The sequence below is a fragment of the Nocardioides sp. Z30_9 genome, assembly GCF_058215735.1.
Genome location: NZ_JBZAJF010000003.1, coordinates 358037 through 382909 on the forward strand (window position 1 = coordinate 358037; position 24873 = coordinate 382909).

Here is a 24873-nt window from a genome sequence, read left to right on the forward strand (position 1 = left end):
CCATCCATCACGTTGGTCTCGGAATTGCCTTCCGCATCCACCTGACGGCTGCGTCAATAGGTGGAAGGACTTCCTGGGTCGAGACATGGAGCGCGTACCAGTTGTCTCGTTCGGTGAACCGCGGCGAGGGATCCGAGTGCGACTGCCATCGCCAGCAGCCGAAATGGTCGTAGAAGCGCTCGGCGATTGTGTCAGTGAAGTCGCCAAACTCCACGTGCAAATGTGTCTTGCCTCCTCGGGCGTGAATGAGGGCCGCCGCAGTCTCGCCGTCTGCACTGCCTCGTACGGCGTTGTTCTCCTGCGACGAGGTCAACGACGCGTTGGATGCCCACAGTTCCCAGAGGTCGTACACGGCGTCCAGGACCACAGCGACGGAATCGGGGCATCGTGTCGGATCGTCCGAGTTCACTGCCGCGGCCACCTCAGTCACCGCTCGATCGACACGTCGCCAGCGCGCCTCGAGCGCATCACCACCGGCCGTCACCTGACCATTGTCCAGTACGGGGCAGGTGCCATGCAGCGGCCGGCCAACAAGCGGTGGAAAGACGCACACCTGCACCGGTTCATCGAACGCACCTGGGCCGCTGCCTCTGTCGGATAGGAGAGAAACAACCACTACCCAGGCCTCCGTCGCCGCGAGAAGCCACCATTCGAGCTATTGGGGCCCGGCGCCGGGCAATCGGACCCCCTCCTTGAGTGCGCGGCCGTAAGTCCCCGGCACAAGCACGACACCGACGGCCACCATGGTCTGTCCAAGCCACTCCCACTGCGGTCTGGTGCCCGCATACAGCCCCAAGCTGATGAGTGCCAGACCAAGGGCGACGGACCACACCTCCTGAGCGTGGCCGGGGGGTCTCTTCCACTTGGTTGAACCGGCATGTCCGTAGCCGTGACTTATGTGTTTTGCGTCATCCAATAGGCCGCGAGCAGCACTGCAAAGTGCCTGGAAGTCGGGCGATTGCGCGACGGCACGTTGTGCCCTCTCCTGCACCGCGATGGTGTCTGGTTGCGGCAGGCGCAAGAACACAGTGGCTTGATCCAACAGATACCCGTACGTGACGTTGGCTTGCTCGTGCCCAATTACGCGAGCACCCTGCGCTCCGCTGAGGAGCCGACGGTATTCGGTCTCGGTGAGAGTAGCGGCCTGAGTCGCCCGTGTGACGAGCCCGTTCGCTAAGCTGTGAGCAGCATTCAAACCCGCGAGCAAGGCGACGCTTTCGTTGGTCCATGACACTAGGTTGCTAAACCCCTCTTCTTGCCCCGGCGCGACTCGACCATCCTCAAGTCGGGAGACCTTCGCTGCACGGTTCTCATACTCGCCCAACATGCTGCGCTCTCCCCCAGCAAGTAGTGATTCCTGGACGTCGAGAATTCGCTGGGCAAATTGAGTCGGGTAATAGAGCGCCCACGCCAGAGGATCTGTGAGTTGCGCCAATGTCTCCGCCCTCAGCGCCGCGCGCCTGCCATAGAACTGCACCCCGAACGCCAATACGGCAACCAGGACGGCCCCAACGAGTCCTGCGGTAGCGTCCAGGATTGCCAAGCCGCCTGCGAGCACAATCCCAGCCATGACGATCCAACCGACGATGTCGGCTACGGCGCCGAGTAATGCCCGTCGGCGCTCCACGCGGTAAGCCGCCGAACGAACCTCACTCGGAGTCGGATCCACATCCCCTATGGCCATCAGCCGAGAAGTCGCCGCGACTTCCTCGGGCAAGTCGTTCCTAGCGCTTGACGCCGCAAATGCTTGTTCAAAATCGGAGCGACCCAGGCGCAGCCACTCGGCGTCGCGCTCTTCGACGGTGGAGTCGAGTTTCCCGAAGATCAGACGCAGGGCGTCCTTCGCCGGGGCTTTCATGGCCAGCACGTACATGATGGCAATCCCACCGCTCACTCGGCAACCAAGACATCGAACCGCTGTTTGGCCGAGATCGCAATCGGGCTCACACGGTCGATCGATCCTCGCCTACATTTAGCACTGTTAGCGCAGCCCCTTAGCCCATCGCCTATGAGCTGACGTGTGCCTTTGGCGGACGCCTAGCAACGAAATGTGCACTTCGGCCAAGGTGTCGGAGCGTGGGGCGGGTCCGGGAGGGCGCTGCGGGGCGACTCTTCAATCCAGCGCGGTCGGCCTGCCCCCGCACATCGACGCTTCGGATAGGCCACTTCCCGGACCTGTGCGAAAGACGCAACGCCTGACCGGTTGACAACAGAAGGGAGCCGGTATGACGCACCTTGTGGGCAACCTCGCAGGCCCCGCTTAATCACGATTGGGGTGCCCTCCAGCGGTCTACCTACGTTTCACAGTCTGGAATCAATTTAGACGCCTTCGGTAGACAGGTTCGCCCAAGATTCGGAACGGCCCGACCTTGAGTGGGCTATCTGCCGACCTTGCAGGAAGCGATGTGGTCGAATCTGAGTCCAGCGACCCGAAGGCGAATCACCATGAAGATCCGGCGAATCGACATCGAGAACTTTCGCGGCATCCGGAGGCTGTCCTGGAGTCTGCCCGCCGACCAGACATTCTTCGTCCTGATCGGGCCCGGGGACGCGACGAAGTCGACAATCCTCACTGCTCTCGAGCGTGGGCTGAGCGACCGGTGGAACATCACGTTCACCGACACCGACTTCTATCGCGGGGAGCTGGATGAACCCATCCGTATCCGTATCGCGATGACTGGCGTTCCCCAGGATCTGCTCGGTGTGGAGGATCTGGGTCTGCACCTTGCTGGCATCAACGCGGCGGGTGAGTGGTTTCACGACCCGGAGGACGGGTTCGAGGAGTGTGTGATCGTCGAGCTTCAGGTTGATGCGGACCTGGAGCCCGAGTGGGTTGCGTATCGGCCTGATGCTGACGACGACGAGGAGCGGCACGTTCTTCGGGCGCGTCACCGTTCCCGGTTCGGGGCGTTCCGTGTTGATGAGCGCGTTGATGCTCATCTGCGGTGGACGCGGATGTCTGCGTTGGGAAAACTGACGGAGAAGAAGAAGGACGCCCGCAAGACACTAACGTTGGCGAACCGTGCGGCTCGTGAGGCGGTATCCGCTGCGATCCCGCCGGACCTACAGGGCCTGGCGGACGATGTTGGGAATGCGGTGTCGGCCATCGGGAGCGCCAAGTTCGAGGACCTTCGGCCGGGACTGGACATCTCCCTGACGAGCGCGCAGGGGAACCTTGCGCTGTTTGATGGTCCGGTCCCTTTGACGAACTTCGGGTTGGGAACCCGGCGTCTGGTGGGTGCGGCCGCGCAGCAGCTTGCGCACGAGGACTCCACGATCTTGCTGGTCGATGAAGTGGAGTACGGGCTCGAACCGCACCGGTTGGTTCACCTGCTGCGTTATCTCCAGCGCAAGGACACGTTCTCGCAGGTGTTCGTCACGACGCACTCTCCGTCGGCATTGCAGCACCTGGATCCGTCCGACTTGGTGATGGTCCGGGGGGAGGGCGGGGAGACGGTTGCGAGGTCGCTGGGCGACCCGGTGACGTTGAAGCCGGTCATCAAGGCCAGCCCTGAGGCGTTTCTGGCCCGCCGGGTCGTCATGGGCGAGGGCAAGACGGAGTACGGACTTCTGCTCGGTCTGTTCGAGGCGTGGGACACAGAGTGCGAGGCGGCGGATGGTGTCCCGACTGCGGCGCTCGGGGTCGTCGGCGTTGAGGGGTCGGGAGGGACCGGCTCTGCTGGTCGAGCCAAGGAGCTTCTCGGTGCCGGATACGAGGTCCTCCTCGTTCTCGACAGCGACGACCAGGCTGCGAATGCACTCGTGCATGACGTGGAGGCCGCAGGGGGGAAGGTCGTGCAGTGGACTGGCGGCGTATGTACCGAGCGGGCGATCTGTGACCAGCTTTCCGCCGAGGGCCTGACGGCGTTCATCGACACGGCTGTTGAGGCGGCCGACGACCCTGAAACGTCTCGAGTGTCTTTCGCTGACCAACTGAAAGCACGTGGCGCACCCACTGTCAGTGAGAAGGATGCACAGCTCGACGTCGCGGCGTGGGTGGCGGCCGGCACCACGTTGGAGCAGGCACGAGTGACGGTCGGCGACACAGCGAAAGACAAGAGCTGGTTCAAGAACGTTGACCGGGGCAAGGCACTCGCCGCGGTTGTCCTCAGCCGTCCCGAACTGGCCGAGGGTGCGGTTGCTGCCACGCTGGCCAAGGTCCGAGAGCACACCTACTACCAACCTGAACCCGCACCGAAGGATGCGCCGCCCGACGAGCCCGACGGCACCGCGGTCGTCGAGACAGACAAGTGAGCGACGAACTCGAGACCACGGCGGCCGGGCTCATTGCTGCGCTACCCGTCTCGGTCACCCTGCCCGCTGGAACCGGCAAGACGCACCTGCTCGCCGAAGCCGCCCGCCAGATCGTCGCGCATGGTGGCCGGACTCTGATCCTGACCCACACCAACGCGGGCGTTCACGCGATCCAGAAGCGTCTGAAGTCCTTCGGTATCACTGCTGGCGCACGCGTCTTCACACTGACCAGCTTCGGGTTCCTCCTGGCTCGCGCCTACCCGAACATCGGACAGCTGAAGGTTCCGCCGACACCCGACTGGGACGACTCGGAGAACTACATCACCGCGGCACACCGCATCACCACGATCCGCACCATCCGTCGAGTCCTCGCCGCCTCCTACAGCCATGCCTTGGTCGATGAGTACCAGGACTGCAGCGAGACCCAACACCAACTCGTTTGCGCTATCGCCGAGGCCATCCCAGCAATCGGTGTCCTCGGAGACCCCAAGCAAGCCATCTTCGGGTTCCGCGGCAACACCCTCGTCACGTGGGAAGACGTACAAGCCAGGTTTCCCGACTATCCGATTGAGCCGACACCGTGGCGATGGAACGACCACAACCAGCCCCTCGGAGAGTGGCTCCTCAAGGCGCGCACCGCACTGACACCAGGCCGCGTCATCGATTTCTCCGCCATCAAGCTTCCGCCGGGCGTCGAGTACCGCAGTTCGGGGACCGACCGCCGAGCAGCGGCAAACGCCGCCCTCAAGTACCGACCGGCGGGCGAAACGACCGTCGTCATCTCCCCTTGGGGGAACACCGCCAGACGCGCCGCAGCCGACCTTAACGGCGCGTTCACCATGATGGAAGAAGTCGCCGGTGAGTTCATGGGCGACCGCCTCGGCGAACTCGCTGCCGCCACCCCTGAGCAATTCGCAACCTGGCTCATCAACCTGACCAAGCGCTGCACCTGCGGTCACGCCCAACTCAACGACGGCGTCAAGAACCGGCTCAAAGCTGGCAAGAGCACCTCCGGCCTCAAGCGCCCCGGCCTTGAATCCGCACTCGCAGCGTTCGACACCGTCGTTGCCAACCCCTCGTACACGTCCCTCGCTACCGCGATGGGGGCCATCCCGGACTCTGCCTCGCTTCGCCTCCACTCCCACGAAGCTTGGAACGACATTCAGACCGCGCTCCGCGGCGCAGCCGCGGCAGGCGACAACCCTGACGTCCTCGGAACCGAACTCGCACGAGCACGCGACCGCATCCGCCACCAAGGCCGCCGAAACCGGAGCAAAGTCGTGTCCCGCACCCTCCTCATCAAGGGCCTTGAGTACGACCACGTCGTCATCGCCGACATCAACCAGATAACCGACGTCAATAATCTGTACGTCGCCCTGACCCGAGCACGCAAGACGATCACGATCGTCGGCGCTACAGCGACCATCACTGTCACCGAGACCAAGACCAAGGCCACGACCAGCAATTCGCAGTAGATCCGAGAGAGGAGTCTCACTCGGCTGAAGGTTCGTTTCACAAGCGTCGGGACGGTGGCTTCACGAAGCTTCACTGGCCTTTGGAGTCGCTTTCGGTGAGCGAGGTCAACCGAGCCCGTGAACGTTCCGCGCTTCGTGGTGAACCCGCGATGCGCCGTCGAGCAGCGAGGCGCGGAATCTCCTGGCATCGTCACTCAGTTCGGTCAGCATCAACGCCGAGTGTCCGATGAGGTAAGCGCCACCAATGCACGCCACGTCCAACGAGAGAGCCATGAGCTCTGGGCTCAACTCGTTCCCGTGCCAGATGTCTTCATCGTCGTCGTACCTCACGGCGTGCAGGCAGCCGAGCGTGGTCGCATGTGTGACCTGGCTCAATAGTGAGTACGCCACGACCACCCAGCCCGGGTCCCGCGGCTGCGTGGCCTGGCCGAATTCACGCAGGAGCGCGCTGAGGTGCGGAATCTTTTGCCGGTTCTTCGTCGGGGGCTTGGGTGGAGGGGACTGCACGAACGACGGGAGCTCGAACAACCGGTTCGCGGCATCCGCGGAGACGCCGTTGCCGCGCAGTTTGTTGATGGTCGTGCGTTGGTGTGCACGGAACTCGTCGAAGTATTGCGTCGCACGTGCGGCGAACCCCTTCTCGTCCGTCACGCTGAACCGCCACCGCAGACGGGCAGCTTCCTCGAGCAGCATCCGCGCAGCGAACACCGAAATGGGGCCGGACCCGAGCTTGTCGTATGTCGAGAGGCACGTGTCGAGGTTCGAGTACGCGCCGCCGTAGTTCAGCGACTCGTGCAGTGTGGTCCCGTTCGTGAAGTGCTCCTCGCCGACCGGCGTCGCTCGGGAGTTCGTCCAGAACCGCTCCGCTTCGGCGATGGTCCCGTGCAGGTCGCCCAGGAACGGCATGACGTCGGCGCAGGGGATGATAGCTCGCGGGTTCAGGATGGTGGCGGCTGGACGCACCGTTGCTACCGCACCTTTGTGGGTGCGTGGGTTGGTCGTGAAGAGTTGGTGGATGGGGCGCGCAGCTTCGGCGACGTCGCCGGCGAGCTCCATCATCTTGGTCATGAACGGCTCCTGCGGCACGTCGGCGGGCCACAGTTCGGGCACCGCAGCTGCGGTCCCGTGGAGCACCGTGACGACACCTGCGGCCGCAACCTGCATGAATAGCGCTTCGTAGATGTCGCGCAGGTCGTGGCCGGGCTGACCGTCCTCGGTTAGGCAGCTCTGGTGGCCAAGGTAGTTTCCGTGCCCTGCGAACGCGAGCACCATGACGGCGCCGCGAAGGCCGGTCGTGTCGAGCAGATGCAACGGGTCGCTGGCCGGGGCGGAGCCGCCGTGCGCGTTCGTCGAGTTCAAGAAGTCCGACAGGAGTTCCTCGTCACCCGGGAGCGGGGGAGTGTCCAGCCAGGTCAGGGACTCCCCGGTCAGGTCTGCGACCGGCGGTATGGGCATCAGCCATCGGGACAGGTTCGGCATTGGGACATTGTTCTTCCGCAACGCCTCGCAGATGTTGTTCCGTTCCTCAAGCAGGTCGCCGAGCAGCAGCGGGCGCCTTGCCTCAGGGTCCTCGCCAATCCATCGCCACCGCAGCCCGTCGACGAATAGGCTGCGAGCCATCGCGCCGAGCACGGTGCCGCCCATCGCGCCACCGATGAGGGACTCCGCGCACCCGTACCGCTGTCGGGAGTACATGAACCCCATCCCGGCTAGGAACCGGTCCCCGGTCAGGTCCTGGTTGTAGTCGACTGGAAGGTCGTCCAAGTGGTTGCGCAGCGCGCGGGTCGCAGTCCGTAGTTTCAGCAGCCCAGGGGTCGCCTCTCGCCCATCAGGACGGTCCAATGGAGGGATGAGCGATTGGTAGTACTCGGGCTCCTTCATGCGCTGAACTTTCGCTCTTGTATGGCTCGCCGTCGGACCACAATGGTGGCGGCCAAGGGACGCCAAGGTATCCCGCAGGCAGTTGGTTGGGAGCGTCAATCTGGGTGGATAGACGCGGGGATTTGCCTTGCCTCACTTTCGTGGGGACTGCCATCGAAGGCCTGATCAACCGAAATCGCGGTCCGGCGGTCGCCGCCGGCTGCCGTCTACGGCGCGACGGGAGGTATCAGCCTTCGCGCGGCGCGTCTTTCAACGGGTCGACGAGGCCCAGCGCGTGCTGGTGACCGCCGGTAGTCCGGGGACCCGAGAAGCGAGCTGGTGCGGGCAGCTAGGAGCCGGGGTTCCGCGACTTGGTCAGGCGAGGGACCATGTAGGCCGGACCTGAATCCAGGACGCAAGCTCTGAGCGCCACCCGAGCGCGGCGACGTCCACCATGTCCGGGAAGGCCCCGTAATGAGCTCCCGATCTGTTCTCCGCACCCGGCTACGCCGACTGGCCGCATTCTTCGGCTGGGCGCTCGCGCTGGTCAGCGTGCCGTTGCTGCTCGCACCGACTGCTGCGTTCGCGCGGGGTGGCGGTGGCGGCCACGGCTTCGGTGGCGGCGGGGGCTTCAGGGGAGGCGGCGGTGGGCTCGGTCGCGGTAGCGGCACCGGGTTCTTCTTCCTCGGGAGCGGTGGCGGCTCCGGCTTGCTCATCCTCATCCTGCTGCTGGTGGTCTTCCTGATGCTCAGGAGTAGGTCCCAGCGGCGTCGCGACAAGCGGACCATGAACACCACGAGCGACCGCGTCGCCCACCGCTCCGACAAGACGGCGCGCGCTCGTGCCAACGCCGTGGGGGCGCAGGTCGCCGCCCTGGCCGACACCGACGAATCCTTCGACACCGAGGCCCTCCAACGGCGTGCCGTCGACCTCTACGTCACCGCTCAGCGAGCCTGGACCAACCGCGACGAGGCCACGCTCCGCGAGATCCTGGCGCCGGTCGTCTACGGCAAGTGGTCCGAGCAGCTGCGCGCGTACGCCGCACGCGGCCAGGTCAACGTCGTCGACATCCTCGACGTCCCGCGCGTGGAGCTGGTCAACGTGGCCAACCGCGCCGGCGAGACCGATGACACGGTCACCTTCCGGATCACGGCGACGCTCGACGACTACGTCGTGGACCGCCGTACCGGGGAGCGGCTGACCCGCAAGGACCGCTCGGTGCGACCGGTCGAGTACTGGACCCTGCGCAAGAACCAGGGCGGCCAATGGGTCGTCACCGGGATCGAGCAGGCCGAGGACGGAAGCCACCACCTCACCGACGACATCGAGACCGACGTCTGGAACCAGAAGGCGGTGGGCCGCGACGCACTGCTCGAGGTCGCCGAGCGCACGTCCGGGCCAGGGATCAGCGACGTGCTGTCCATGACGAACATCTCGTGGGCCGACGCTGCTGACGACGCCGCCCGCGACCTCAGCCTGGTCGACGCACGCTTCGACAAGTCGGTGCTCGAAGTGGCGATCAACCAGTTCCTCGAGGAGTGGGCGATCAACGACGGCAGCCTCGACTTCACCGCGATCCGCACGCCCAACCGCACCGTGCTGCGATCGGCCACGGTCCGCAGCATCGAGGTCCGCGAGCTCGTCTCGCGCGAGCCGATCGAGTTCAAGGTCGCGGTCGCGGCCCACGGCATCTACTACGAGGTCGACCGCGGGACCGAGGAGGTCGTCTCCGGTGACCCGCGCGCGGAGCGGACGGTGCCGTTCCTGTTCACCGTGCGCCTGGACGACGTGTCCTCGAGGGGCTGGACGGTGTCGGCGGTCGAGCGCTCGAGCTGAGCCGGCTCCGGGCGGTCGATGACCGCTCGGCGCTCAGTTGTCGTGGGCCACTTCTTCGGCGCTCTCACCGTGGCCCTGGTCCTCACCACCCCCGAGCTGCGGCGCCAGTCCGGTCTCCGGCCCCAGGACATCGCGACGGCGGTGCCGTGCGACCTCTTCACGCCGTACTTGCTGATGCAACTCGAAGAGCTCGGCTTCTGCGACCGCGGCGAGCCCCGGACTTCATCGCCGGGGGAGCGATCGAGCTCGGCGGCCGCCTGCCGCTGAACACCCACGGCGGCCAGCTCGGCGAGGCCTACATCCACGGGATGAACGGCATCGCCGAGGGCGTGCGCCAGGTGCGGGGTACGTCGGTCAACCAGGTCGACTATGCCCACCACGTGCTGGTGACCGCGGGGACCGGGGTGCCGACGAGCGGGCTGGTTCTGGGCCGGTAGGTGCGCGAGAGGGTGCGTTGTGAGCGCGCTGGAAGTCGCTTTCGGATGAGGCCTCGTAGAGCATTCGCGGTGGAAAGACTGTGCAATGCAAACCCACAACCCCGGCCCGGGTCGGTGAGGACATACACGGCGGCTACTGCGCTCCGGCTTTGGAACATGGAGCGGACGCGAGGATTTGAACCTCGACTCCTTCCCTGGAAGGGAAGCGTGCTGCAACTACACCACGTCCGCGAAGCCAGTCTCTGACGAGCCTGACGCGTTCGTAGTATGAACCCCCTCCAGCAGCACCCGGGCGCCAGGGTGACTCCGACTCCAGAGCTTCCCGCCACATGAAGCGTCGTGATCATGGTGAAAAGACGCTCTTCGATCCGCAATCTTGCCAAGGCAGATCTAAGGTCGTGACGTGAGAGAACTCCCGGTCCTCGATGCGACTGACCAGCGCATCCTCGGCAGCCTGCTGGAGAAGCAGACGACCGTGCCCGCCACCTATCCCCTCTCCGCAAAGGCACTGGTGTCGGCGTGCAACCAGACGAGCAGCCGCGACCCCGTCACCTACCTCGACCAGCAGATCGTCGAGCGGACCGCGAAGTCGCTCAAGGAGCGCGGGCTGCTGCGGATCGTGTGGTCCGACACCGGGCGCCGAACACTCAAGTACCACCAGATCCTCGACGAGCATCTCGCCCTCGAGCCCGACGAGCGAGCGCTGCTTACGGTCCTGCTGCTCCGCGGCGCGCAGGCGCCGGGTGAGCTGCGCACCCGCACCGAGCGATTGCACGGGTTCGCTGACCGGGGCCAGGTCGAGGAGTGCCTGCGCCGAATGGCGAGCCGCCCGCAACCGCTGGTGCGCGAACTCGAGCGCTCGTCCGGCCAGCAGGATCCGCGTTGGATCCACCTCCTGGGCGCCGCGCCGGAGCACACCTCAGGCGAAATCGACCCAGCTGGGAGTGCCGACCCGTCGCGCATCCACGTCACGCAGATCATCGCCGACCTCCACGTACCCGACCTCCCCGCCTCCAAGAGCTTCTACAGCGACTACCTCGGGTTAGCCGAAGAGGAGTTCAACCTGGGCTGGGTGGCCCGCCACACGTCGCCGGTATCCAGGGTGACGCTCCAGGTGATGACCAGCGATGCCACCGCGCCCGTGGACCCCGTCGTCTCGGTCATGGTCGACGACGTCGAAGCCGCCTACCGCCAAGCACAGGAGCGTGGGTACGAGATCGTGCATCCCCTGACAACCGAGGCATGGGGCGTGACTCGCTTCTTCGTCCGTGCTCCCGATGGCAACGTGCTCAACGTCGTTCAGCAGCACGCAAGCTGAGGGTCTTGGTCATCCGCGGGGGTGTGACGCACTCTTCAGAACGTGAGCGCTGCAGGCGATGCTCAGGCGACAGGAGCCGGCGCTCAGTTGGTGAAGATGCGCTCGATCTCCTGACCTGTCGCCGCGTCAAACGTCAGCAACCAGCACGACCACGAGGAGGCGGCCACGGTCACGCCGTCCACCGAAACGTGGGTCCAGGCAACGTTGTCGCCCTCGGGCGGAAGCGCTTCCCACGTGATGGTTCCGTCCGGCTTCCGACACCTGATGCTGGACACGTAGCCGCCGTCGGTGGGTTTTAGGTCAAGGCATCCTTGGCCGCCGGGCAACTCAACGATGGGCAAATCGAAAGGATCGCAGAGGGAAGATGCAACTGCCTGCCTATCGCCATGAGCGTGCGTTTGGGGGCGCCGACAGGCGGAGGAAATACGTGGGCCAAGGCGCCTCGTCCTTACGTGACCAGCAGCGAACCCCCCAGGAAATGACCCGAGTGCCTGATGTCCTGGCTCATCCAGGCGTTCACAGCTTGGAACAGCCCTGCTGCGCAGTGGCGTTGGCATCCGGTCAACGCCGGACTAACCGTCTGGTCGCTGGTCGGATCTCAGGTACAGCAGCGTCGCGAGCACACGACGGTGGGCATCGACGACATCGACCAGTCCGAGCTTCTGGAATGTCCGCGTGATGTGCGCTTCCACTGTGCGCTCCGCGATGTACAGGCGCGCGGCGATGCCCTGGTTGGACAGCCCCTCGGCGACGCAGGCCAGGATCTCGCGCTCTCGCTCGCTGAGCTGGGCAACCGGGTCGTCAGCACGAGGGCGCCCCATCAACCGGCTCACGATGCTTGGGTCAACCACGCTCTCGCCGTCCTGGAGCCGACGGAGGGCGTCGATGAGCACGACGACGTCGAACACCCTTTCCTTGAGCAGGTAGCCGACCCGTTCCGGCCGCTCCTGGAGGAGTTTCAGGGCGTACGCCGGTTCGACGTACTGCGACAACACCAGGACGGCCACGGACGCGTGCCGATCGAGAATCTGCTGGGCGGCGACCAGGCCCTCGTCGGTGTGTGTGGGCGGCATCCGGATGTCCACGATGACCGCGTCCGGCTGCTGCTGATCGACCTGGTGGAGGAGTTCGACAGCGTCACCCGCTTGCCCCACGACCTCGTGCCCTGCCTCCTGCAGGAGGTGGACGATGCCCTCCCGGGTCAGCATCGTGTCCTCGGCCACAACTAGTCGCATGGGATCTCCATCCTCAGTAGTCCGTCGTCGGCATGCAGCTGACCACCCAGGGCGCTCACCCGGTCGGAGGTCCGAACGTACTCACCGGGAGGCGCGCCCTCGATCGTCACGACGAGGAGTTCGCCGGCGACTTCGAGCCTGACTCGCAGCGGCCCAACTCCACCACCGTTGGCGACTGCAACCAGGGCCCAGACCACAGCGAGGTAGACCGTATGGGCGACGGGTGCAGGCAGGGCCGGAGTCATCTGGTCCTCCACGGTGAGGACCACATCCGCGCGGTCGGCGAGATCGTCGAGGGCCAGGGCGAGCCCTGCGGTGTCGATGATGGCGGGGAAGGTGCCGTGCGCGAGGTCGCGCAGCTCGGCAAGTGCTGACCGGCACTCGTCCACCGCCTCGTCCAGAGCCGCGATGTGCGCGAGGTCCCCGCGACCGCGCGCAGCGGTCGCAGCCGTCTGCAGCGAGTACATGACCGCCAGCAGGCGCTGCTGGGCGCCGTCGTGCAGGTCACGCTCCAGCTCGCGACGGGCCCGGTCCGCTGCCGCCACGATTCGTGCACGTGAGTCCGCGATCCGTCGGACGTGGTACATCTCCTCAGCCCTGAGGCGCTCGTTGTCAAACGCCAGCCGTGCCGCCGGTCCCAACGCCTCCGACAGCAGTGCTGTGGATGTGGTTTGCCCACCGCCTCTGATCAGCGCAATTGGCGTCTCCCCGCGGAGCACCGACACGTCACCCGCCATAGGCGCATCAGCCAGCAGCTGCCCATTGGCGTCCACATGCCGTCCTGCCGTGGGGAGCCAGTACGCGAGCTCGAGGTCGGGGCGCCCCGCGGCTGCGGCCAGCGCGTCCGTCAGCGAGTCGATGCCGGCTGCCTCGCTCGCCACCTCGGCCAGCCGGCTCATCGCTGCGGCACGTCGCTGTTCGCGACGCCACGTGGCCCAGGCCAGCGCGGCGGCGAGGGCGACCAGCGAGACGGCTTCTACGAGGAAAAGCGTCTGGAGCGGCTCGAGGCGGGGGTCTTCGGGAGCGGTTGAGAGCACGGAGCGGGCGGCTTGGGTCACCGCAGCGAGAGTCGCAGCAGTCACGACCGGCCAGATCAGCGACCTGTTCGCGGTCGAGCGCGCCAGGACGCGCCAGGGACACCAGCAGGAGCAGGGCGGCCAGGAGCGCCGCTGCCACGCGCCACAGGAGATCGAGCGCGCCGACGAAACCCGGTGCGGCGTCTACGAGGAAGGTGCTGTCCAGGCAGTACGCCCAGCACCTGGGGTCGAGGAACGGGTCGTAGACCGCGGCCCTGACGATGACGTACACGCTCGTGACCGCGTAGCCCGACCTCACCAGCCATTTGTGCAGGGCGTCGCGGTTCCCGCGGTCCGGGAACCCGACCGCGACGTCGATGAGACAAGGGAGTAGGAGCGGAGAGAGGACCACGCCGGCGCTGCGGAGCAGCGCTGGAGCGTCCTGCCACCCGACCCACACGGGCGCCATGAAGGCGACGGCGGCGCCGAGAGTCGCTGGTCCGACAGATCCGCGTTCCTGGCCGAACCAGACGACGAGACCCGCGCCGACCAACGCCAGTGACGCGACCAGCTGGAGCGCGGCCGCCGAGGGGCGCACGGCGGCGTGCGTGGTCACGAGGTCGTTGTTGTGGGCCAGCTGGGCGGTGACTGTGCCGACCCCGACGAGCAGAACAGCCGACGTGCACAAGGTCCGTCCCGCGGGACCGCCGACGACACACACAAGAGCAGTATCGGCCAGCGCGACCGCGTCAGGCGATAGTGGACAGCCACACATCGCACGGACGCGAATACCGGGTCCGCCGCGATGTGGAGCGGGCGGCACCCGGCCTACGGTCGAGCGACACCCCCACGAAAGGCCCGGCCATGACCAGACTCTCGATCGCCGCGACGGCCATCCTCCTCGCCACTGTCACGGCAGCCAGCGGATGCAGCAACGACGAGGTCAGCAAGGCGGGCGGCTCGACACCCCCGGTCACCCTCACCATCGGCACCGATGACACCGAGGACCGGCCGGCAGGCACTCTGATCAAAGAGTTCGCGCGACAGGTCGCCGAGGCGTCCGGCGGCAGCGTCGTCGTCAAGCCAGTCTGGCGTGCGGCTGGCCCGAACCAGGCGGACTGGGACCAGAAGGTCGCCCGCCAGGTCACCTCGGGCAAGCTGGATCTGGGCATGATCCCAGCCCGGGCCTGGGACACCGAGAGCGTCTCCACGTTGCAGGCCCTGCACGCACCCCTCCTGGTCGACTCCAGCGCACTGGTCGCCACAGTGGTGGCGGATGACGTCGCCGAGGAGATGCTGGCCGGGCTGGCGAAGGCCGGGGTGACGGGCTTGGCGCTGGTGCCCGAGTCGCTGCGCCACCCGTTCTCCTTCGCGGATCCGACGCTCGAGCCAGACGACCTCGACGGACGAGCGATCCGGGCGCCGAAATCCGAACTCAGCTACTCGATCCTGAAGGCATTCGGTGCCCAGCCCACTGATGCCGCAGGGCCCGGCACCGACTTCGCTGCCGCGGTCGCGAACGGGTCGATCACCGCCGTGGAGTCGTCGTTCGACCACGCGCAGCATCTGCCCCGGCACTCAGTCGGCACCGCGAACGTCACCTTGTACCCGAAGGTGCAGTCCCTGGTCGTGAACTCGAGCGTCCTGGCCGACCTGAGCGACGGCCAGCGTGAGGCCCTCGAGGATGCGGCCGTGGCCACCCGCAGCTGGGCGATCGAAGAGATGCCCACGGACGCGGAAGCGGCCGCCGAGTTCTGCGACGCCGGCTTCAAGACCGTCCTGGCGCCGCCCAGCGCAGTCAAGGCGTGGCTGAGGGAGTCCCGGCCGGTCTACGACCAACTCCAGGCGGATCCACCCACAGCACAGATGATCGAGACGATCACGAAGCTCAAGAAGTCCGTCACCGTGGGCGAGGATGAGCGCCCGGTTGCCTGCGGCGGGGTCGAAGCAGAGGAGGCCAGCCCCAAGGTGCCGGACGGCGAGAACGAGATCCCGGACGGGACCTACCGTCGCGACAACAGCCTGAAAACGCTCATGGAGACCGGGCTCGACAAGACCACTGCGCAGGAGTACGTCGGTGTCCTCACGTTCACCCTGGACCAGGGTGTCTACACCGAGAAGCCCCCACCGGGAGCATCGTTCCCACCTTGCGTGGGCAGCTACTCCTCGACCGAGACTCGGCTGGAGGTGCGCTTCGAGACCAACTGCTCCGGGACACTCGCGGGCACCTGGGAGATCGACGCAGACGGGCTGCGGCTCTCCGACCTCCAGGATCTGACGAATCCCAAGGCCGAGATGTTCGTTGAGGCGATCTTCGGAGGTCGTCCGTTCACCAAGATCGAGTGACCCATCAGGAAGCAGGGTCCTCCGAGGATCCGGGACGGCCATCCGGACTCAGCGGCACCTCGCCGCTGAGTGTGGTGCCGCCTCCGGTCGCGCTGGTCACCCTCAGCGTGCCCCCGAACGCCTCGATCCGATCGCGCGCACCCCGGAGCCCGGTCCCCGCATCCGGGTCCGCCCCTCCAGTCCCGTCGTCGGTCACCTCGAAGGTGACCAGATCTCCGTCGGACGCGATGATGATGGTCGCGCGCGTGGCGAAGGAGTGCTTGGTGACGTTGGCCAGGGCCTCGGCGCAGGTGTAGAAGATCGCGGTCTCCACAGCCGGGGACGCGCGTCCGCCGGATTCGGCGATCGTCACCGGGATCTGGCTGGCGGCGGCCAGGCACTCGAGCGCCGGACCAAGACCCTTCTCCAGGTCCCGAGGATGCAGGCCCTGCTCCCACCGGCGGAGGTCTTCGAGGGTCTCGGCCACGTGGGCCGTCGCAGTGGCCACGTCGGAGGGCGGATCCGGGATGCTGCGCAGCGTGCCGAGAAGCCCGGTGAGGCGGGCTCGAGGTCCGATCCGCAGCAGCGATGCCAGATCGGCTCGCTCCTCGTCGGCGGTCTGCACGAGCCGTCGTCGCGACGCGGCCAACTCCTCGCGGCGCTGGCTGACTCGCGCGCGGAGGTCCGCGTTCGCGGTGGTCAGCCGGGTGGCGACCCCAACGGCCGCAGCGAGCCGGGGGTCACCGCGCAGCGCGGCATCGTGCACCACGAGTGCGACCGGCCTGCCGTTGGCTTGGATGTGCAGCGAGTCGCGGCCGGTCGCCGGTGACGGTGGCACCACCTCGCGACCCTCAAGATCGGTGTAGCCCCGAATGTGGTCACGCCAGTAGCCGACCTGGAGTTCCGGGTCCTCGAGCACCTCGGCCAGCGCGTCCCTCAGGGAGGAGGCCGGACCGTCGTTCAGCTCGAGTACACGGTCAGCCACGGAGTCGGAGTCGGTGGTGCTTTCGGCGGCGATGAGAACCACGGCCACCACGACCAACGTGGCCTCGTAGGCGAGGAGCGTCGGGAGTGCACCGCCACCCGGTTCTGGCGCAGCGAGCCGGATCAGTGCACTGGCCACCAGTACCAGGCAGGTCACGACCAGGCACGACTGTGCCGCGCGGGCCAGGGCCGGCCGGGCGGGCCCGCTGCCGAGGCCCGCGACGAGAGCGAGGAGCACGCATGCGAGGACGATCGTCGCGCGCTCGCCGCGCCAGACCAGCGGGGTGAGCGAGCACAGGTAGACGAGCGCCACGGTCCCGATCAACAGACGACCCCGCTTGACGAACGCCAGGCCGAGCAGGAGGTGTATGAGCAACCCCCTGTGCCAAAAGACGGTGGCTGGGACAAAGCTGCTGACGAACCAGGTCGTACCGACGCCCAGCGCCAGCGCGGCGACCATCGGTCGACGGTTCCAGAACCTCAGGCCCGCGGCGCACCACACGAGGCCGACCACCAGGTCGGGCCCCCACAACAAGGGCTGGCGCCAGCCGTACCCGACGGCAACGGACGTCACCCCGAGCGTCACCGCCGCCGCCACCACGGCCAGACGAACAGTCCTCACGCGACCACATCGCCGAGCACTCGCCTCAGGGTGGCGCCCGACAGGTCGCTCTTCGTGATGAACCCCTTGGCGGACGACCGCTCGAGCTCCGGGCCGTAGACCCCGGCCTCGCGGCTCGACATCAGCACGACTGTGGGCGCCGGACTGAGGCAGCTGAGCTCTCGGGCCACGGCGAACCCGTCCGGGCCGGGCAGCCTGATGTCGAGCAGCACGACCCCCGGTCGCTCGCGGCGGGCCACTGTCAGTGCCTGCTCGGCGTCCGCGGCCTCCCCGACGACGGCGAAACCTTCCGCCGTCAGCAGCATCACGATCGCGGCCCGGACGTCGTCGTGGTCGTCGACCACGAGCACGCGACGCACCATGGGCTCATCGTGTCCCCTTCCACATGCGGCCGCATCGTGGTCAGCCGCACAAGACCCAGGACCTCGCATCGGCGGGCCAGCACCCACTGTGGAGGTTACGCGAAAGGATGGTTGGCTGGATCGCGCAGATGCGGTGCAGGTCGGCGACCGGCCACTGCGCGCTCAGCCGTTCTCGTTGACGTAGAAGCGGTTGCCGTCGGGGTCGCGGAAGCTGAACATCAGCGGGGCTGAGTCCCAGTCCAGCAACTCGCCGACGTCCAGGCCCTTGGTGGCGAGGAGGGTGTGCGCGGCCTTGGCGTCCGGGGTGAGGAGACGGATGCCGGTGTCGATCCCCGCCGGCAGCTCGTCGCCGGCGGCGACCAGGGAGAGCGTCGTACCCCCTGGGTCGGGGAAAGCGAGCTCTATCCACCGGAAGCCGGGCTGCAGCTCCGCGTCCATCGTCGTGCGGAAGCCGAGTTCCTCTAACAGCGCCTTGGTCCGTTCCTGGTCAGTCACCGGAATCGTGACTGTCTGTAGCTTCGAAAAGAGTGCAGTCATGACAGTGCGGACTTCATCCGCCACGAGGACTCATCGCAGCCGCCATAAGGTCCTCGATTCCCTTGTAGAGCAAGGGGATTCTCGGCCAGAAACTGTCAGTGGTCGCTGCTTGGATTGACTCATGAGCAGCCAGCTGATGGACCGGTCGCACCCGGTCTGTGACTTCGCCGGGCGGCTGCGCGGGCGGCTGGATCAGCTGGTCGATCTGCCGACCTCGACGATGAGTCCCGAGGAGCAGCGGCAGACGCTCACCGACCTCGCGCGCGCTGAGGCGCAGCTGGCGGCGATGCGGTTGCGGGTGCTGGCCGAAGCGGACCGGGCCGGCGCCACCACCGATCAGGGCGCTGCCTCTGCCGGGGACTGGCTGGCCGTCACCACCCGGCAGACCCGGATCGCGTGTCGCTCGGACCTGAAGCTCGCCAAGGCGCTCGAGGAGCACGACGTGCTCGCCGCGGCGATGTCCAGGGGCGCGGTCAACGGGGACCAGGGGCGGGCGATCGTGAAGTCGCTGGAGCAGCTGCCCCGCAGTGGTGAGTTCGCCGTCGACGCCGACCAGCGGCGGCGGGCCGAGGAGCACCTGGTCGGGCTGGCCGCACACCACGACGCCCGCGAGCTGCGGCTCCTGGGGCGGCACCTGTTCGAGGTCGTCGCCCCCGAGCTGGCCGACCGCTACCTCGGCGAGCAGCTCGAGGCCGAGGAAGCGGCCGCCGCGCGGCGTACGTCACTGGAGCTGCGCGAGGACGACCAGGGCGTGTGCCACGGGAAGTTCCGGATCCCAGCGCTGCACGGACAGATCCTGAAGAAGTTCCTCTGGTCGCTGACCAACCCGGTGCGCTCGACAGCCACCGACATCGACCCCGACCTGCCCACGTCGGTCCGCACCGGCGTCGCGTTCTGCCAGCTGCTCGAGGCGATCCCGGGGAAATGGCTGCCCAAAGCGGGTGGGACCACCGCGACGATCGTGGTCACGATGACCCTCGACCAGCTCACCGGAGCCCTGGACGCTGCGGGCGTGTGCACCCTGGACACCGGTGGCCGGATCTCCGCGGCCGAGGCCCGGCGGCTGGCCTGCGGCGCCGGCGTCCTCCCTGTCGTTCTGGGCGGCAAGAGCCAGGTGCTCGACGTGGGCCGCAAGCGCCGGTTCCACACCGAGGCTCAACGGGTCGTGATGGGCATCCGGGACGGTGGCTGCACGGCCACCGACTGCGACAAGCCGCCCTCGATGTGCCACGCACACCACGACATCGCGTACGCCGAAGGGGGACCGACCGACGTCGAGCATGGCCGGCTGCTGTGCGGGCACCACCACCGTCGGATCCACGACCGGCGCTATCGGGTCGCCCGGCACCCCGACGGCAAGGTGAGCTTCCACCGGCGGACGTAGGCCGACGCTTCCATGACCCCTACTCGGTCCGCACTCCCACATCCCCGGTGAGCCGCGCCTCGACCGCCCACCCGCCTGCGCCGGTCGCCCCGGCGGTGAAATGACCGCCGAGCGTCTGGACGCGTTCGCGCAGGCCGACCAGGCCTCGGCCGGTGCCGGAGAGCGAGGCCTCGTGATCCGGCACGGCGTCGTTCTCGACCCGGATGGCGAGTCCGGGCTCGGCCTCGTCGACGCTGATGACGATGCGGACGTCGGCACCGGGCGCGTACCGGAGCGCGTTGGTCACGCTCTCCTGGACCACGCGGAAGGCGAGGTGCGCGACCGGTGGGGGGACCCGGTCGCGGTCCCCCTCGAAGCGGCAGGTGACGTTCAGGCCGCTGCGGCCGGCGCGGGTGACCACCTCGTCGACGAGCGAGAGGTCGGGTCCGCCGCCAGCGCCGACAGCGCCGTCGGGGGTCCCGCCGAGGAGCTCGATGAGTCGTTCCAGGTCCTGGGTGCCCTGTCGCGCTGACTCCGCAATCGCTGCGAACGCCTGCTTGGCACGCGCCGGATCGGTGTCGATCAGGCGTTGCCCGGCGGCAGCCTGGATCACCATCACGCTGATCGCGTGGCCGACGATGTCGTGCAGCTCGCTGGCGATCCTCGCGCGCTCGTGGCGCAGGGCGATCTCGGCGAAGAGCTGCTGCTCGTCCTCGAGCTCCTTGGCGCGCACCGCGAGCTGGTCGGCGGTCTCCTTGCGGAGCCGCAACACAGTGCCGGCGACGTACGGCGGCACCGAGAACATCAGTGCCGACACCCAGCTACCCCCCTCGGACAGGTAGTAGAAGGGCACGAGGTAGGCAACCGCGCACAGGCCGACCAGCCAGGCGGCGCGTCCCGACCAGCCGAGCGCGAGCACGGCGAAGGCCAGCGAGTAGATGACGATCCCTGAGTCGGGGGACTGGTGGGTGCCGAGGGCGACTGCCGCCAGGAGCAGACCGAGGGACATCACGGAGGCGACGCGCGGCTGGGTCCGCCACCACATCAGTGCGAGTCCCGACGCCAGGAACAGGACCAGGAACAGGTTGCCGCGCAGCGTGGTCGGCCACCCGTCGAGCGCGGTCGGCAACGCCACCAGGAGGAGCACTCCCACGGCGATGGCGACGCGTTCGACCCTGACCATGCGCAGCCGCCGCTATCCCGGCACCGGGAGCTGCGCCACCGCGCGGGCCCGCCCTCGGCTGACCTTGATGTCGAGCGAGCCGCCCAGGAACTTGGCACGCTCGCGCGCCCGCGTCACTGCGGTCTTGACGTCGGCCGTCCTGTTGACCGGTCCGATGACCCGGATCTCGAGCGCGTCGTCGTCGAAGCGGACATTGACCTCGATGGGGGAGCCCGTCTGGTCGGAGAGGACCTCGACGAGGTGCTCGACGATGCGGTACGCCGAGAGCTCGACCGTCGCGGGCAGCGACCGCGGGTCTCCGGTGACCGTCAGGTGCGAGTCGGAGCCGGTGTGCCGGGCGAGCAGCGCATCGAGGTGGGCGACGGTGGGAGCAGGAGCCAGCGCGACGTCGCCTCCCCGCAGGAGACCGACGATCTCGCGCATCCCGTCGAGGGTGGCGCGGCTGTCGCTCTCGATGGACTCCAGCAGGACCCTGGCGCTGACCGGGTCGAGGTCCTGGCCCGAGTCCGCCGCGGCGGTGAGCTGGCTGAGCCGTTCCTGCAGCAGCCCGTCGAGCTGGCGGGAGAGTCGGACCCGGTCACTCGTCAGCTCCAGCGCGACCCGCTCGTCGCGCAGCCGCTGGAGCTCCACGGTCCGGGCCCGGAGCTCCGTGCTCATGGCCGTGCGGTGCCGTACGGCGCGACCGACCCCGAAGACGATCACCAGGATCAGGACCGCGAGCCCCATCGGCTCGAAGCCGGTGGTGGCGTCACGGGCCAGGACCGCCGCCGTCAGCAGCGTGCACAGGCCCAGCGAGACCGCTGCCTGCCTGCGCTGCAGGGCCACTGCACCGAGGTAGGCGAGCACGAACGCCAGGGGCAGCCCGGCGCCGCACCTGGTCACCCAGCCGAAGACCACGTCGTGGAGCACCATCACGACCAGCGCGATCGCGGTGACCGCGATGACGTTGCGCCGCCACCACAGCACCGGGACCGTCGCGAGAGCGAGCACCGGGACCATGGCCCACGACTGAGAGCTGAGCTCGTGGACCATGGTGCCGTCGGCGACGGCTGCGGTCACACCCGCGTCCGTGAAGTGGATGTTCACCACCATCAGCCCGGACGCGACCGCGGTGAGTGCCCCCGCAAGCACCCAGTCGACGGGACGGACCCCCCGGAAGATCCCGTTGAAGCCCTCGCTCATCGTTCGGCCCCTTCAGGCGTGGACGCGCTTGGTGTCCACACTAGGCGCGTCGTGCTGCTTGCGGGAGCGGGATTCGACGAGGTACCCGATGCCGTAGAAGACCGCGGCGAGCGGCAGCGAGAGCGGCAGCGCGTTCAAGCCGTCCGTCGAGGCGTCCCTGACCAGCGTGACGATCTGGAGCGCCAGGATGCCGACCAGGCCGATCAGGTGGTTCTGCCTGCTCCCGGCGAAGCGGGCGACGGCGTACGCCAGCGCGAACGACAGCGGCAACGCCCACCCGCAGCGGGTGACCCACCCGAACATCGGGATGCTCGCGGCGGTCACGACGAACGAGACGCCGATCACGGCGAGGACGTTGCGGCGGCGCCACAGGATCGGCAGCGCCGCCAGCACGAAGACTGGGATCATCAGCACCGACTGGGAGTCGAGCGGGTGCGCGATCTCGTAGTCGGGTCCCGCGAGGACGTTCTCGAGCCCGATCAGCACGGCCAGGGCGACCATCACGGCCGTCAGCACGTAGTCGAGGGGCCGGATGCCCTTGAGGATGTTGTCCATCTCTGGTTCCTTCCGATGCGGCGTCTGACTGACCCCGGTGACCTCACAGTCGCAAGGCAAGTGGGTAGCCCGCGTCCACAGCAGGGATGAACCTGGAGCGCGACGTCATCCTCAAGGGGGACCCGCTGGCGCTCGAAGGTCGGCACAATGAGGCACGTGATCAGGGTCCTCATCGCCGATGACCAGGAGCTCGTGCGCACCGGCTTCCGGGTGATCCTGGAGGCCGAGGGCGACATCGAGGTCGTGGCTGAGGCCGACAACGGCCACGAGGCGATCCGTCAGGCGTCGCTGGTGAAGCCCGAGGTCGTGCTGATGGACATCCGGATGCCCGAGCTCGACGGTCTGGCCGCCACCGAGCAGATCCTCCAGCAGCCGGACCCACCGACGATCGTCGTACTCACGACGTTCGACCAGAACGAGTACATCTACCGCGCGCTGCGCGCCGGCGCCGCAGGCTTCCTGCTCAAGGACGCGCCCTCGTCACGCCTGATCGCTGCCGTGCGCGCGGCCGCCACCGGCGACTCCCTGATCGAGCCCTCGATCACCCAGCGGCTGGTGGAGCGGTTCGCCGAGCCGGTGGCCACGCCCGGTATCCCGCCCCAGCTGGAGCAGCTCACCGAGCGCGAGCTCGACGTGCTCCGGCTGATCACCCGCGGACTCTCCAACGCGGAGATCGCCGCCGACATGGTGGTGGCGGAGTCCACGGTGAAGACGCACGTCGCCCGCATCCTGTCCAAGCTGGGCGTGCGCGACCGGGTCCAGGCAGTGGTGGTCTCGTATGAGTCGGGCTTCGTGGGGCGCGGCGGCGCGTAGCGGTGCTGTTCGGCGCAAGGCTCAGCCTTCGAGCGCCACTTCCTCGGCGCTCTCGCCGGTGACGTCGTGGGTGGCCTGCGCATCGGCGAGGTGCGGCCCTCCCACCGGGTGGCTCACCCAGCCCTCCAGTGCCCAGGTGTCGCCCGGCTGCCCTCGGAGGATCCCCATGCCGGTGTTCAGGATGCTCAGCTCGACCGCGACCTCGCGCTCGAGCGCCGCGGCCAGCACGGAGAACGTCCGGATGGCGGCGCCGTGGGAGAACACCGCGACGGTGTCGTCGGGTCCGTGGGATTCGCCGATGTCACGGATGGCGTTGGCGTAGCGGGCGAGGAAGTCGTGCCCGGTCTCGCCGCCCGGCATCCGGCGGTCGAGTCCGCCCATCATCCACGCGGCCAGGCAATCGACGTACGCGTGCACGGCCTCGCGGTCGTTGCGCATCTCCAGGTCGCCTGCCGCGACCTCCTCGAGCCCGTCGGTGACGCCGACCCGCAGGCCTCGCGCGGCTGCGAGCGGGGCGGCGGTCAGCTGGGTCCGCTGCAGCGGTGAGGCGTAGACGCCGTGGATGGTCTCGCGTGCGAGGGCCTCGGGCACGGCCTCGGCCTGGAGCTGCCCGAGCGCGGTGAGTCCCGCTCCCGGGAACCCGGTGTCGAGAGCGCCGGTGACGTTGTTGGGGGTCTGGCCATGACGGATCAGCATGAGACGCACCCGAGGATCCTATGGTTGCCCGCTCGGCGTCGTACGGCGGGACGTTCGTGCCCGGTCGGCGTCGTACGGCGGGACGTTCGTGCCCGCTCGGCGTCGTACGGCGGGACGTTCGTGCCCGGTCGGCGTCGTACGGCGGGACGGGGCGGCGCGGCCTAGCCTTGGTGCATGTACGTGCCACCGTTCAACCGTGTCGAGGACGAGGCGGAGATCCGGGCCTTCGTGGCCGGCATCGGCTCGGCCGAGCTGGTGTCCGTGGGGGCCGACGGGTACCCGCTCGCCACCCTGCTGCCCGTGGTCTGGGAGGGGGATCGGGTGATCGCGCACTTCGCCCGCGCGAACCGGCACTGGCAGCAGGTCGAGGAGGACGCGCCGGTGCTGCTGGTCTGCCGCGGGGCGCAGGCCTACGTGTCGCCGTCCTGGTACGCCGCCAAGGCCGAGCACGGCCGGGTGGTCCCGACCTGGAACTACTCCGCGGTGCAGCTCCGCGGGCGGGCCCGGATCCACCACGAGCCGGAGTGGCTGCTCGAGGCCGTCACCGTGCTCACTCGCGCGCACGAGCAGCACCGCGAGGAGCCCTGGCAGGTCAGCGACGCCCCGGATACCTACGTCCAGGGACAGCTGCGGGGGATCGTCGGGGTGGAGGTGACGGTCGAGTCCGTCGACGCCAAGGCCAAGCTCAGCCAGAACCGCTCCGTCGCCGACCGCGAGGGTGTGGTGCGCGGGCTGGCCGAGGAGCCCGCGCCCGACGCCGCGGTGGTGGCCGCGCAGGTGCGCGAAACCCTGGCCGAGGACTGAGCCAGCCCGACAGCGG

At 67.8% G+C, this 24873-nt stretch carries 21 protein-coding genes, 1 tRNA gene and 1 pseudogene; 9 read left to right on the top strand and 14 right to left on the bottom strand.

Annotated features, from left to right (window positions below; genetic code table 11):
• Nucleotides 1-7: 7 nt before the first annotated feature.
• Both AC4BGB_RS20250 and AC4BGB_RS20255 read right to left on the bottom strand, forming a co-directional pair.
• Nucleotides 8-559 (bottom strand): hypothetical protein, encoded by a 552-nt coding sequence (locus AC4BGB_RS20250; RefSeq protein WP_490548795.1) that lies wholly within the window; start codon nt 557-559, stop codon nt 8-10.
• A 96-nt stretch (nt 560-655) separates the two neighbouring features.
• Nucleotides 656-1873, bottom strand: coding sequence for a hypothetical protein (locus tag AC4BGB_RS20255; protein WP_490548796.1), 1218 nt, complete (start codon nt 1871-1873; stop codon nt 656-658).
• A gap of 572 nt (nt 1874-2445) precedes the next feature.
• Between AC4BGB_RS20255 and AC4BGB_RS20260 the strand changes: the two genes are divergently transcribed.
• Nucleotides 2446-4254: an ATP-dependent nuclease gene (locus tag AC4BGB_RS20260; RefSeq protein WP_490548797.1), complete on the top strand. Its 1809-nt coding sequence runs from the start codon at nt 2446-2448 to the stop codon at nt 4252-4254.
• Nucleotides 4251-5729, top strand: coding sequence for a UvrD-helicase domain-containing protein (locus AC4BGB_RS20265; RefSeq protein ID WP_490548798.1), 1479 nt, complete (start codon nt 4251-4253; stop codon nt 5727-5729). Before AC4BGB_RS20260 ends, AC4BGB_RS20265 begins: the two co-directional genes overlap by 4 nt.
• Nucleotides 5730-5834: 105 nt before the next feature.
• Here the strand turns inward: AC4BGB_RS20265 and AC4BGB_RS20270 are convergent, their stop codons facing one another.
• Nucleotides 5835-7610 carry a hypothetical protein gene (locus AC4BGB_RS20270; RefSeq protein WP_490548799.1) on the bottom strand — a complete coding sequence of 592 codons (1776 nt, stop codon included), beginning with the start codon at nt 7608-7610 and terminating at the stop codon, nt 5835-5837.
• A gap of 453 nt (nt 7611-8063) precedes the next feature.
• Between AC4BGB_RS20270 and AC4BGB_RS20275 the strand changes: the two genes are divergently transcribed.
• Nucleotides 8064-9425 carry a Tim44 domain-containing protein gene (locus AC4BGB_RS20275; RefSeq protein WP_490548800.1) on the top strand — a complete coding sequence of 454 codons (1362 nt, stop codon included), beginning with the start codon at nt 8064-8066 and terminating at the stop codon, nt 9423-9425.
• Nucleotides 9426-9443: 18 nt separating this feature from the next.
• Nucleotides 9444-9862 (top strand): annotated as a pseudogene (locus AC4BGB_RS20280) (thiolase C-terminal domain-containing protein).
• 157 nt (nt 9863-10019) lie between these two features.
• On the opposite strand, the gene AC4BGB_RS20285 reads toward AC4BGB_RS20280, so the two are convergent.
• Nucleotides 10020-10093: transfer RNA gene (locus tag AC4BGB_RS20285), tRNA-Gly, on the bottom strand.
• A 172-nt stretch (nt 10094-10265) separates the two neighbouring features.
• Between AC4BGB_RS20285 and AC4BGB_RS20290 the strand changes: the two genes are divergently transcribed.
• Nucleotides 10266-11180 carry a DUF480 domain-containing protein gene (locus AC4BGB_RS20290; RefSeq protein WP_490548801.1) on the top strand — a complete coding sequence of 305 codons (915 nt, stop codon included), beginning with the start codon at nt 10266-10268 and terminating at the stop codon, nt 11178-11180.
• Nucleotides 11181-11263: 83 nt separating this feature from the next.
• Here the strand turns inward: AC4BGB_RS20290 and AC4BGB_RS20295 are convergent, their stop codons facing one another.
• From AC4BGB_RS20295 to AC4BGB_RS20305, 3 genes are all read right to left on the bottom strand, one after another.
• Entirely contained in the window at nt 11264-11521 is a 258-nt protein-coding gene (locus AC4BGB_RS20295) for a hypothetical protein (protein WP_490548802.1), read from the bottom strand.
• A 231-nt stretch (nt 11522-11752) separates the two neighbouring features.
• Nucleotides 11753-12403 (bottom strand): response regulator transcription factor, encoded by a 651-nt coding sequence (locus AC4BGB_RS20300; RefSeq protein ID WP_490548803.1) that lies wholly within the window; start codon nt 12401-12403, stop codon nt 11753-11755.
• A 2-nt stretch (nt 12404-12405) separates the two neighbouring features.
• On the bottom strand, nt 12406-13473 hold the full coding sequence (locus AC4BGB_RS20305; protein ID WP_490548804.1) for a histidine kinase: 1068 nt from the start codon (nt 13471-13473) through the stop codon (nt 12406-12408).
• 822 nt (nt 13474-14295) lie between these two features.
• Here AC4BGB_RS20305 and dctP point away from each other — a divergent pair.
• Nucleotides 14296-15777: a TRAP transporter substrate-binding protein DctP gene (gene dctP / locus AC4BGB_RS20310; RefSeq protein WP_490548805.1), complete on the top strand. Its 1482-nt coding sequence runs from the start codon at nt 14296-14298 to the stop codon at nt 15775-15777.
• A 4-nt stretch (nt 15778-15781) separates the two neighbouring features.
• Here dctP and AC4BGB_RS20315 read toward each other — a convergent pair whose 3' ends face one another.
• The 3 genes from AC4BGB_RS20315 to AC4BGB_RS20325 form a co-directional block, all read right to left on the bottom strand.
• Nucleotides 15782-17362 carry a sensor histidine kinase gene (locus tag AC4BGB_RS20315; protein ID WP_490548806.1) on the bottom strand — a complete coding sequence of 527 codons (1581 nt, stop codon included), beginning with the start codon at nt 17360-17362 and terminating at the stop codon, nt 15782-15784.
• On the bottom strand, nt 17359-17724 hold the full coding sequence (locus tag AC4BGB_RS20320) for a response regulator (RefSeq protein WP_490548807.1): 366 nt from the start codon (nt 17722-17724) through the stop codon (nt 17359-17361). The genes AC4BGB_RS20315 and AC4BGB_RS20320 overlap by 4 nt, the downstream gene beginning before the upstream one ends.
• Before the next feature lie 162 nt (nt 17725-17886).
• Nucleotides 17887-18261 carry a VOC family protein gene (locus tag AC4BGB_RS20325; protein WP_490548904.1) on the bottom strand — a complete coding sequence of 125 codons (375 nt, stop codon included), beginning with the start codon at nt 18259-18261 and terminating at the stop codon, nt 17887-17889.
• Nucleotides 18262-18382: 121 nt separating this feature from the next.
• Between AC4BGB_RS20325 and AC4BGB_RS20330 the strand changes: the two genes are divergently transcribed.
• Nucleotides 18383-19645, top strand: a complete 1263-nt coding sequence (locus AC4BGB_RS20330; RefSeq protein ID WP_490548808.1) for an HNH endonuclease signature motif containing protein — start codon at nt 18383-18385, stop codon at nt 19643-19645.
• A 19-nt stretch (nt 19646-19664) separates the two neighbouring features.
• Here the strand turns inward: AC4BGB_RS20330 and AC4BGB_RS20335 are convergent, their stop codons facing one another.
• The 3 genes from AC4BGB_RS20335 to AC4BGB_RS20345 are packed head-to-tail and all read right to left on the bottom strand — an operon-like array spanning nt 19665 to nt 22544.
• The gene (locus tag AC4BGB_RS20335; RefSeq protein WP_490548809.1) at nt 19665-20807 is read right to left on the bottom strand and encodes a sensor histidine kinase; all 1143 of its coding nucleotides are present in this window, start codon (nt 20805-20807) and stop codon (nt 19665-19667) included.
• Between the two features lie 12 nt (nt 20808-20819).
• Nucleotides 20820-21989, bottom strand: a complete 1170-nt coding sequence (locus AC4BGB_RS20340) for a sensor histidine kinase (RefSeq protein ID WP_490548810.1) — start codon at nt 21987-21989, stop codon at nt 20820-20822.
• Nucleotides 21990-22001: 12 nt separating this feature from the next.
• Nucleotides 22002-22544, bottom strand: coding sequence for a hypothetical protein (locus AC4BGB_RS20345; RefSeq protein WP_490548811.1), 543 nt, complete (start codon nt 22542-22544; stop codon nt 22002-22004).
• A gap of 147 nt (nt 22545-22691) precedes the next feature.
• Here AC4BGB_RS20345 and AC4BGB_RS20350 point away from each other — a divergent pair, with 147 nt between their 5' ends.
• Nucleotides 22692-23357 carry a response regulator gene (locus tag AC4BGB_RS20350; protein ID WP_490548812.1) on the top strand — a complete coding sequence of 222 codons (666 nt, stop codon included), beginning with the start codon at nt 22692-22694 and terminating at the stop codon, nt 23355-23357.
• A 21-nt stretch (nt 23358-23378) separates the two neighbouring features.
• Here AC4BGB_RS20350 and AC4BGB_RS20355 read toward each other — a convergent pair whose 3' ends face one another.
• Nucleotides 23379-24053 carry a histidine phosphatase family protein gene (locus tag AC4BGB_RS20355; protein WP_490548905.1) on the bottom strand — a complete coding sequence of 225 codons (675 nt, stop codon included), beginning with the start codon at nt 24051-24053 and terminating at the stop codon, nt 23379-23381.
• Nucleotides 24054-24227: 174 nt separating this feature from the next.
• Here AC4BGB_RS20355 and AC4BGB_RS20360 point away from each other — a divergent pair, with 174 nt between their 5' ends.
• Entirely contained in the window at nt 24228-24857 is a 630-nt protein-coding gene (locus tag AC4BGB_RS20360; protein ID WP_490548813.1) for an FMN-binding negative transcriptional regulator, read from the top strand.
• Nucleotides 24858-24873: the final 16 nt, after the last annotated feature.

Coding starts and splice junctions, on each gene's coding strand:
- dctP (WP_490548805.1), top strand. CDS start 14,296: ATGACCAGACTCTCGATCGCCGCGACGGCCATCCTCCTCGCCACTGTC.
- AC4BGB_RS20260 (WP_490548797.1), top strand. CDS start 2,446: ATGAAGATCCGGCGAATCGACATCGAGAACTTTCGCGGCATCCGGAGG.
- AC4BGB_RS20325 (WP_490548904.1), bottom strand. CDS start 18,261: ATGACTGCACTCTTTTCGAAGCTACAGACAGTCACGATTCCGGTGACT.
- AC4BGB_RS20335 (WP_490548809.1), bottom strand. CDS start 20,807: ATGGTCAGGGTCGAACGCGTCGCCATCGCCGTGGGAGTGCTCCTCCTG.
- AC4BGB_RS20330 (WP_490548808.1), top strand. CDS start 18,383: ATGAGCAGCCAGCTGATGGACCGGTCGCACCCGGTCTGTGACTTCGCC.
- AC4BGB_RS20255 (WP_490548796.1), bottom strand. CDS start 1,873: ATGTACGTGCTGGCCATGAAAGCCCCGGCGAAGGACGCCCTGCGTCTG.
- AC4BGB_RS20360 (WP_490548813.1), top strand. CDS start 24,228: ATGTACGTGCCACCGTTCAACCGTGTCGAGGACGAGGCGGAGATCCGG.
- AC4BGB_RS20345 (WP_490548811.1), bottom strand. CDS start 22,544: ATGGACAACATCCTCAAGGGCATCCGGCCCCTCGACTACGTGCTGACG.
- AC4BGB_RS20320 (WP_490548807.1), bottom strand. CDS start 17,724: ATGGTGCGTCGCGTGCTCGTGGTCGACGACCACGACGACGTCCGGGCC.
- AC4BGB_RS20275 (WP_490548800.1), top strand. CDS start 8,064: ATGAGCTCCCGATCTGTTCTCCGCACCCGGCTACGCCGACTGGCCGCA.
- AC4BGB_RS20340 (WP_490548810.1), bottom strand. CDS start 21,989: ATGAGCGAGGGCTTCAACGGGATCTTCCGGGGGGTCCGTCCCGTCGAC.
- AC4BGB_RS20350 (WP_490548812.1), top strand. CDS start 22,692: ATGAGGCACGTGATCAGGGTCCTCATCGCCGATGACCAGGAGCTCGTG.
- AC4BGB_RS20355 (WP_490548905.1), bottom strand. CDS start 24,053: ATGCTGATCCGTCATGGCCAGACCCCCAACAACGTCACCGGCGCTCTC.
- AC4BGB_RS20270 (WP_490548799.1), bottom strand. CDS start 7,610: ATGAAGGAGCCCGAGTACTACCAATCGCTCATCCCTCCATTGGACCGT.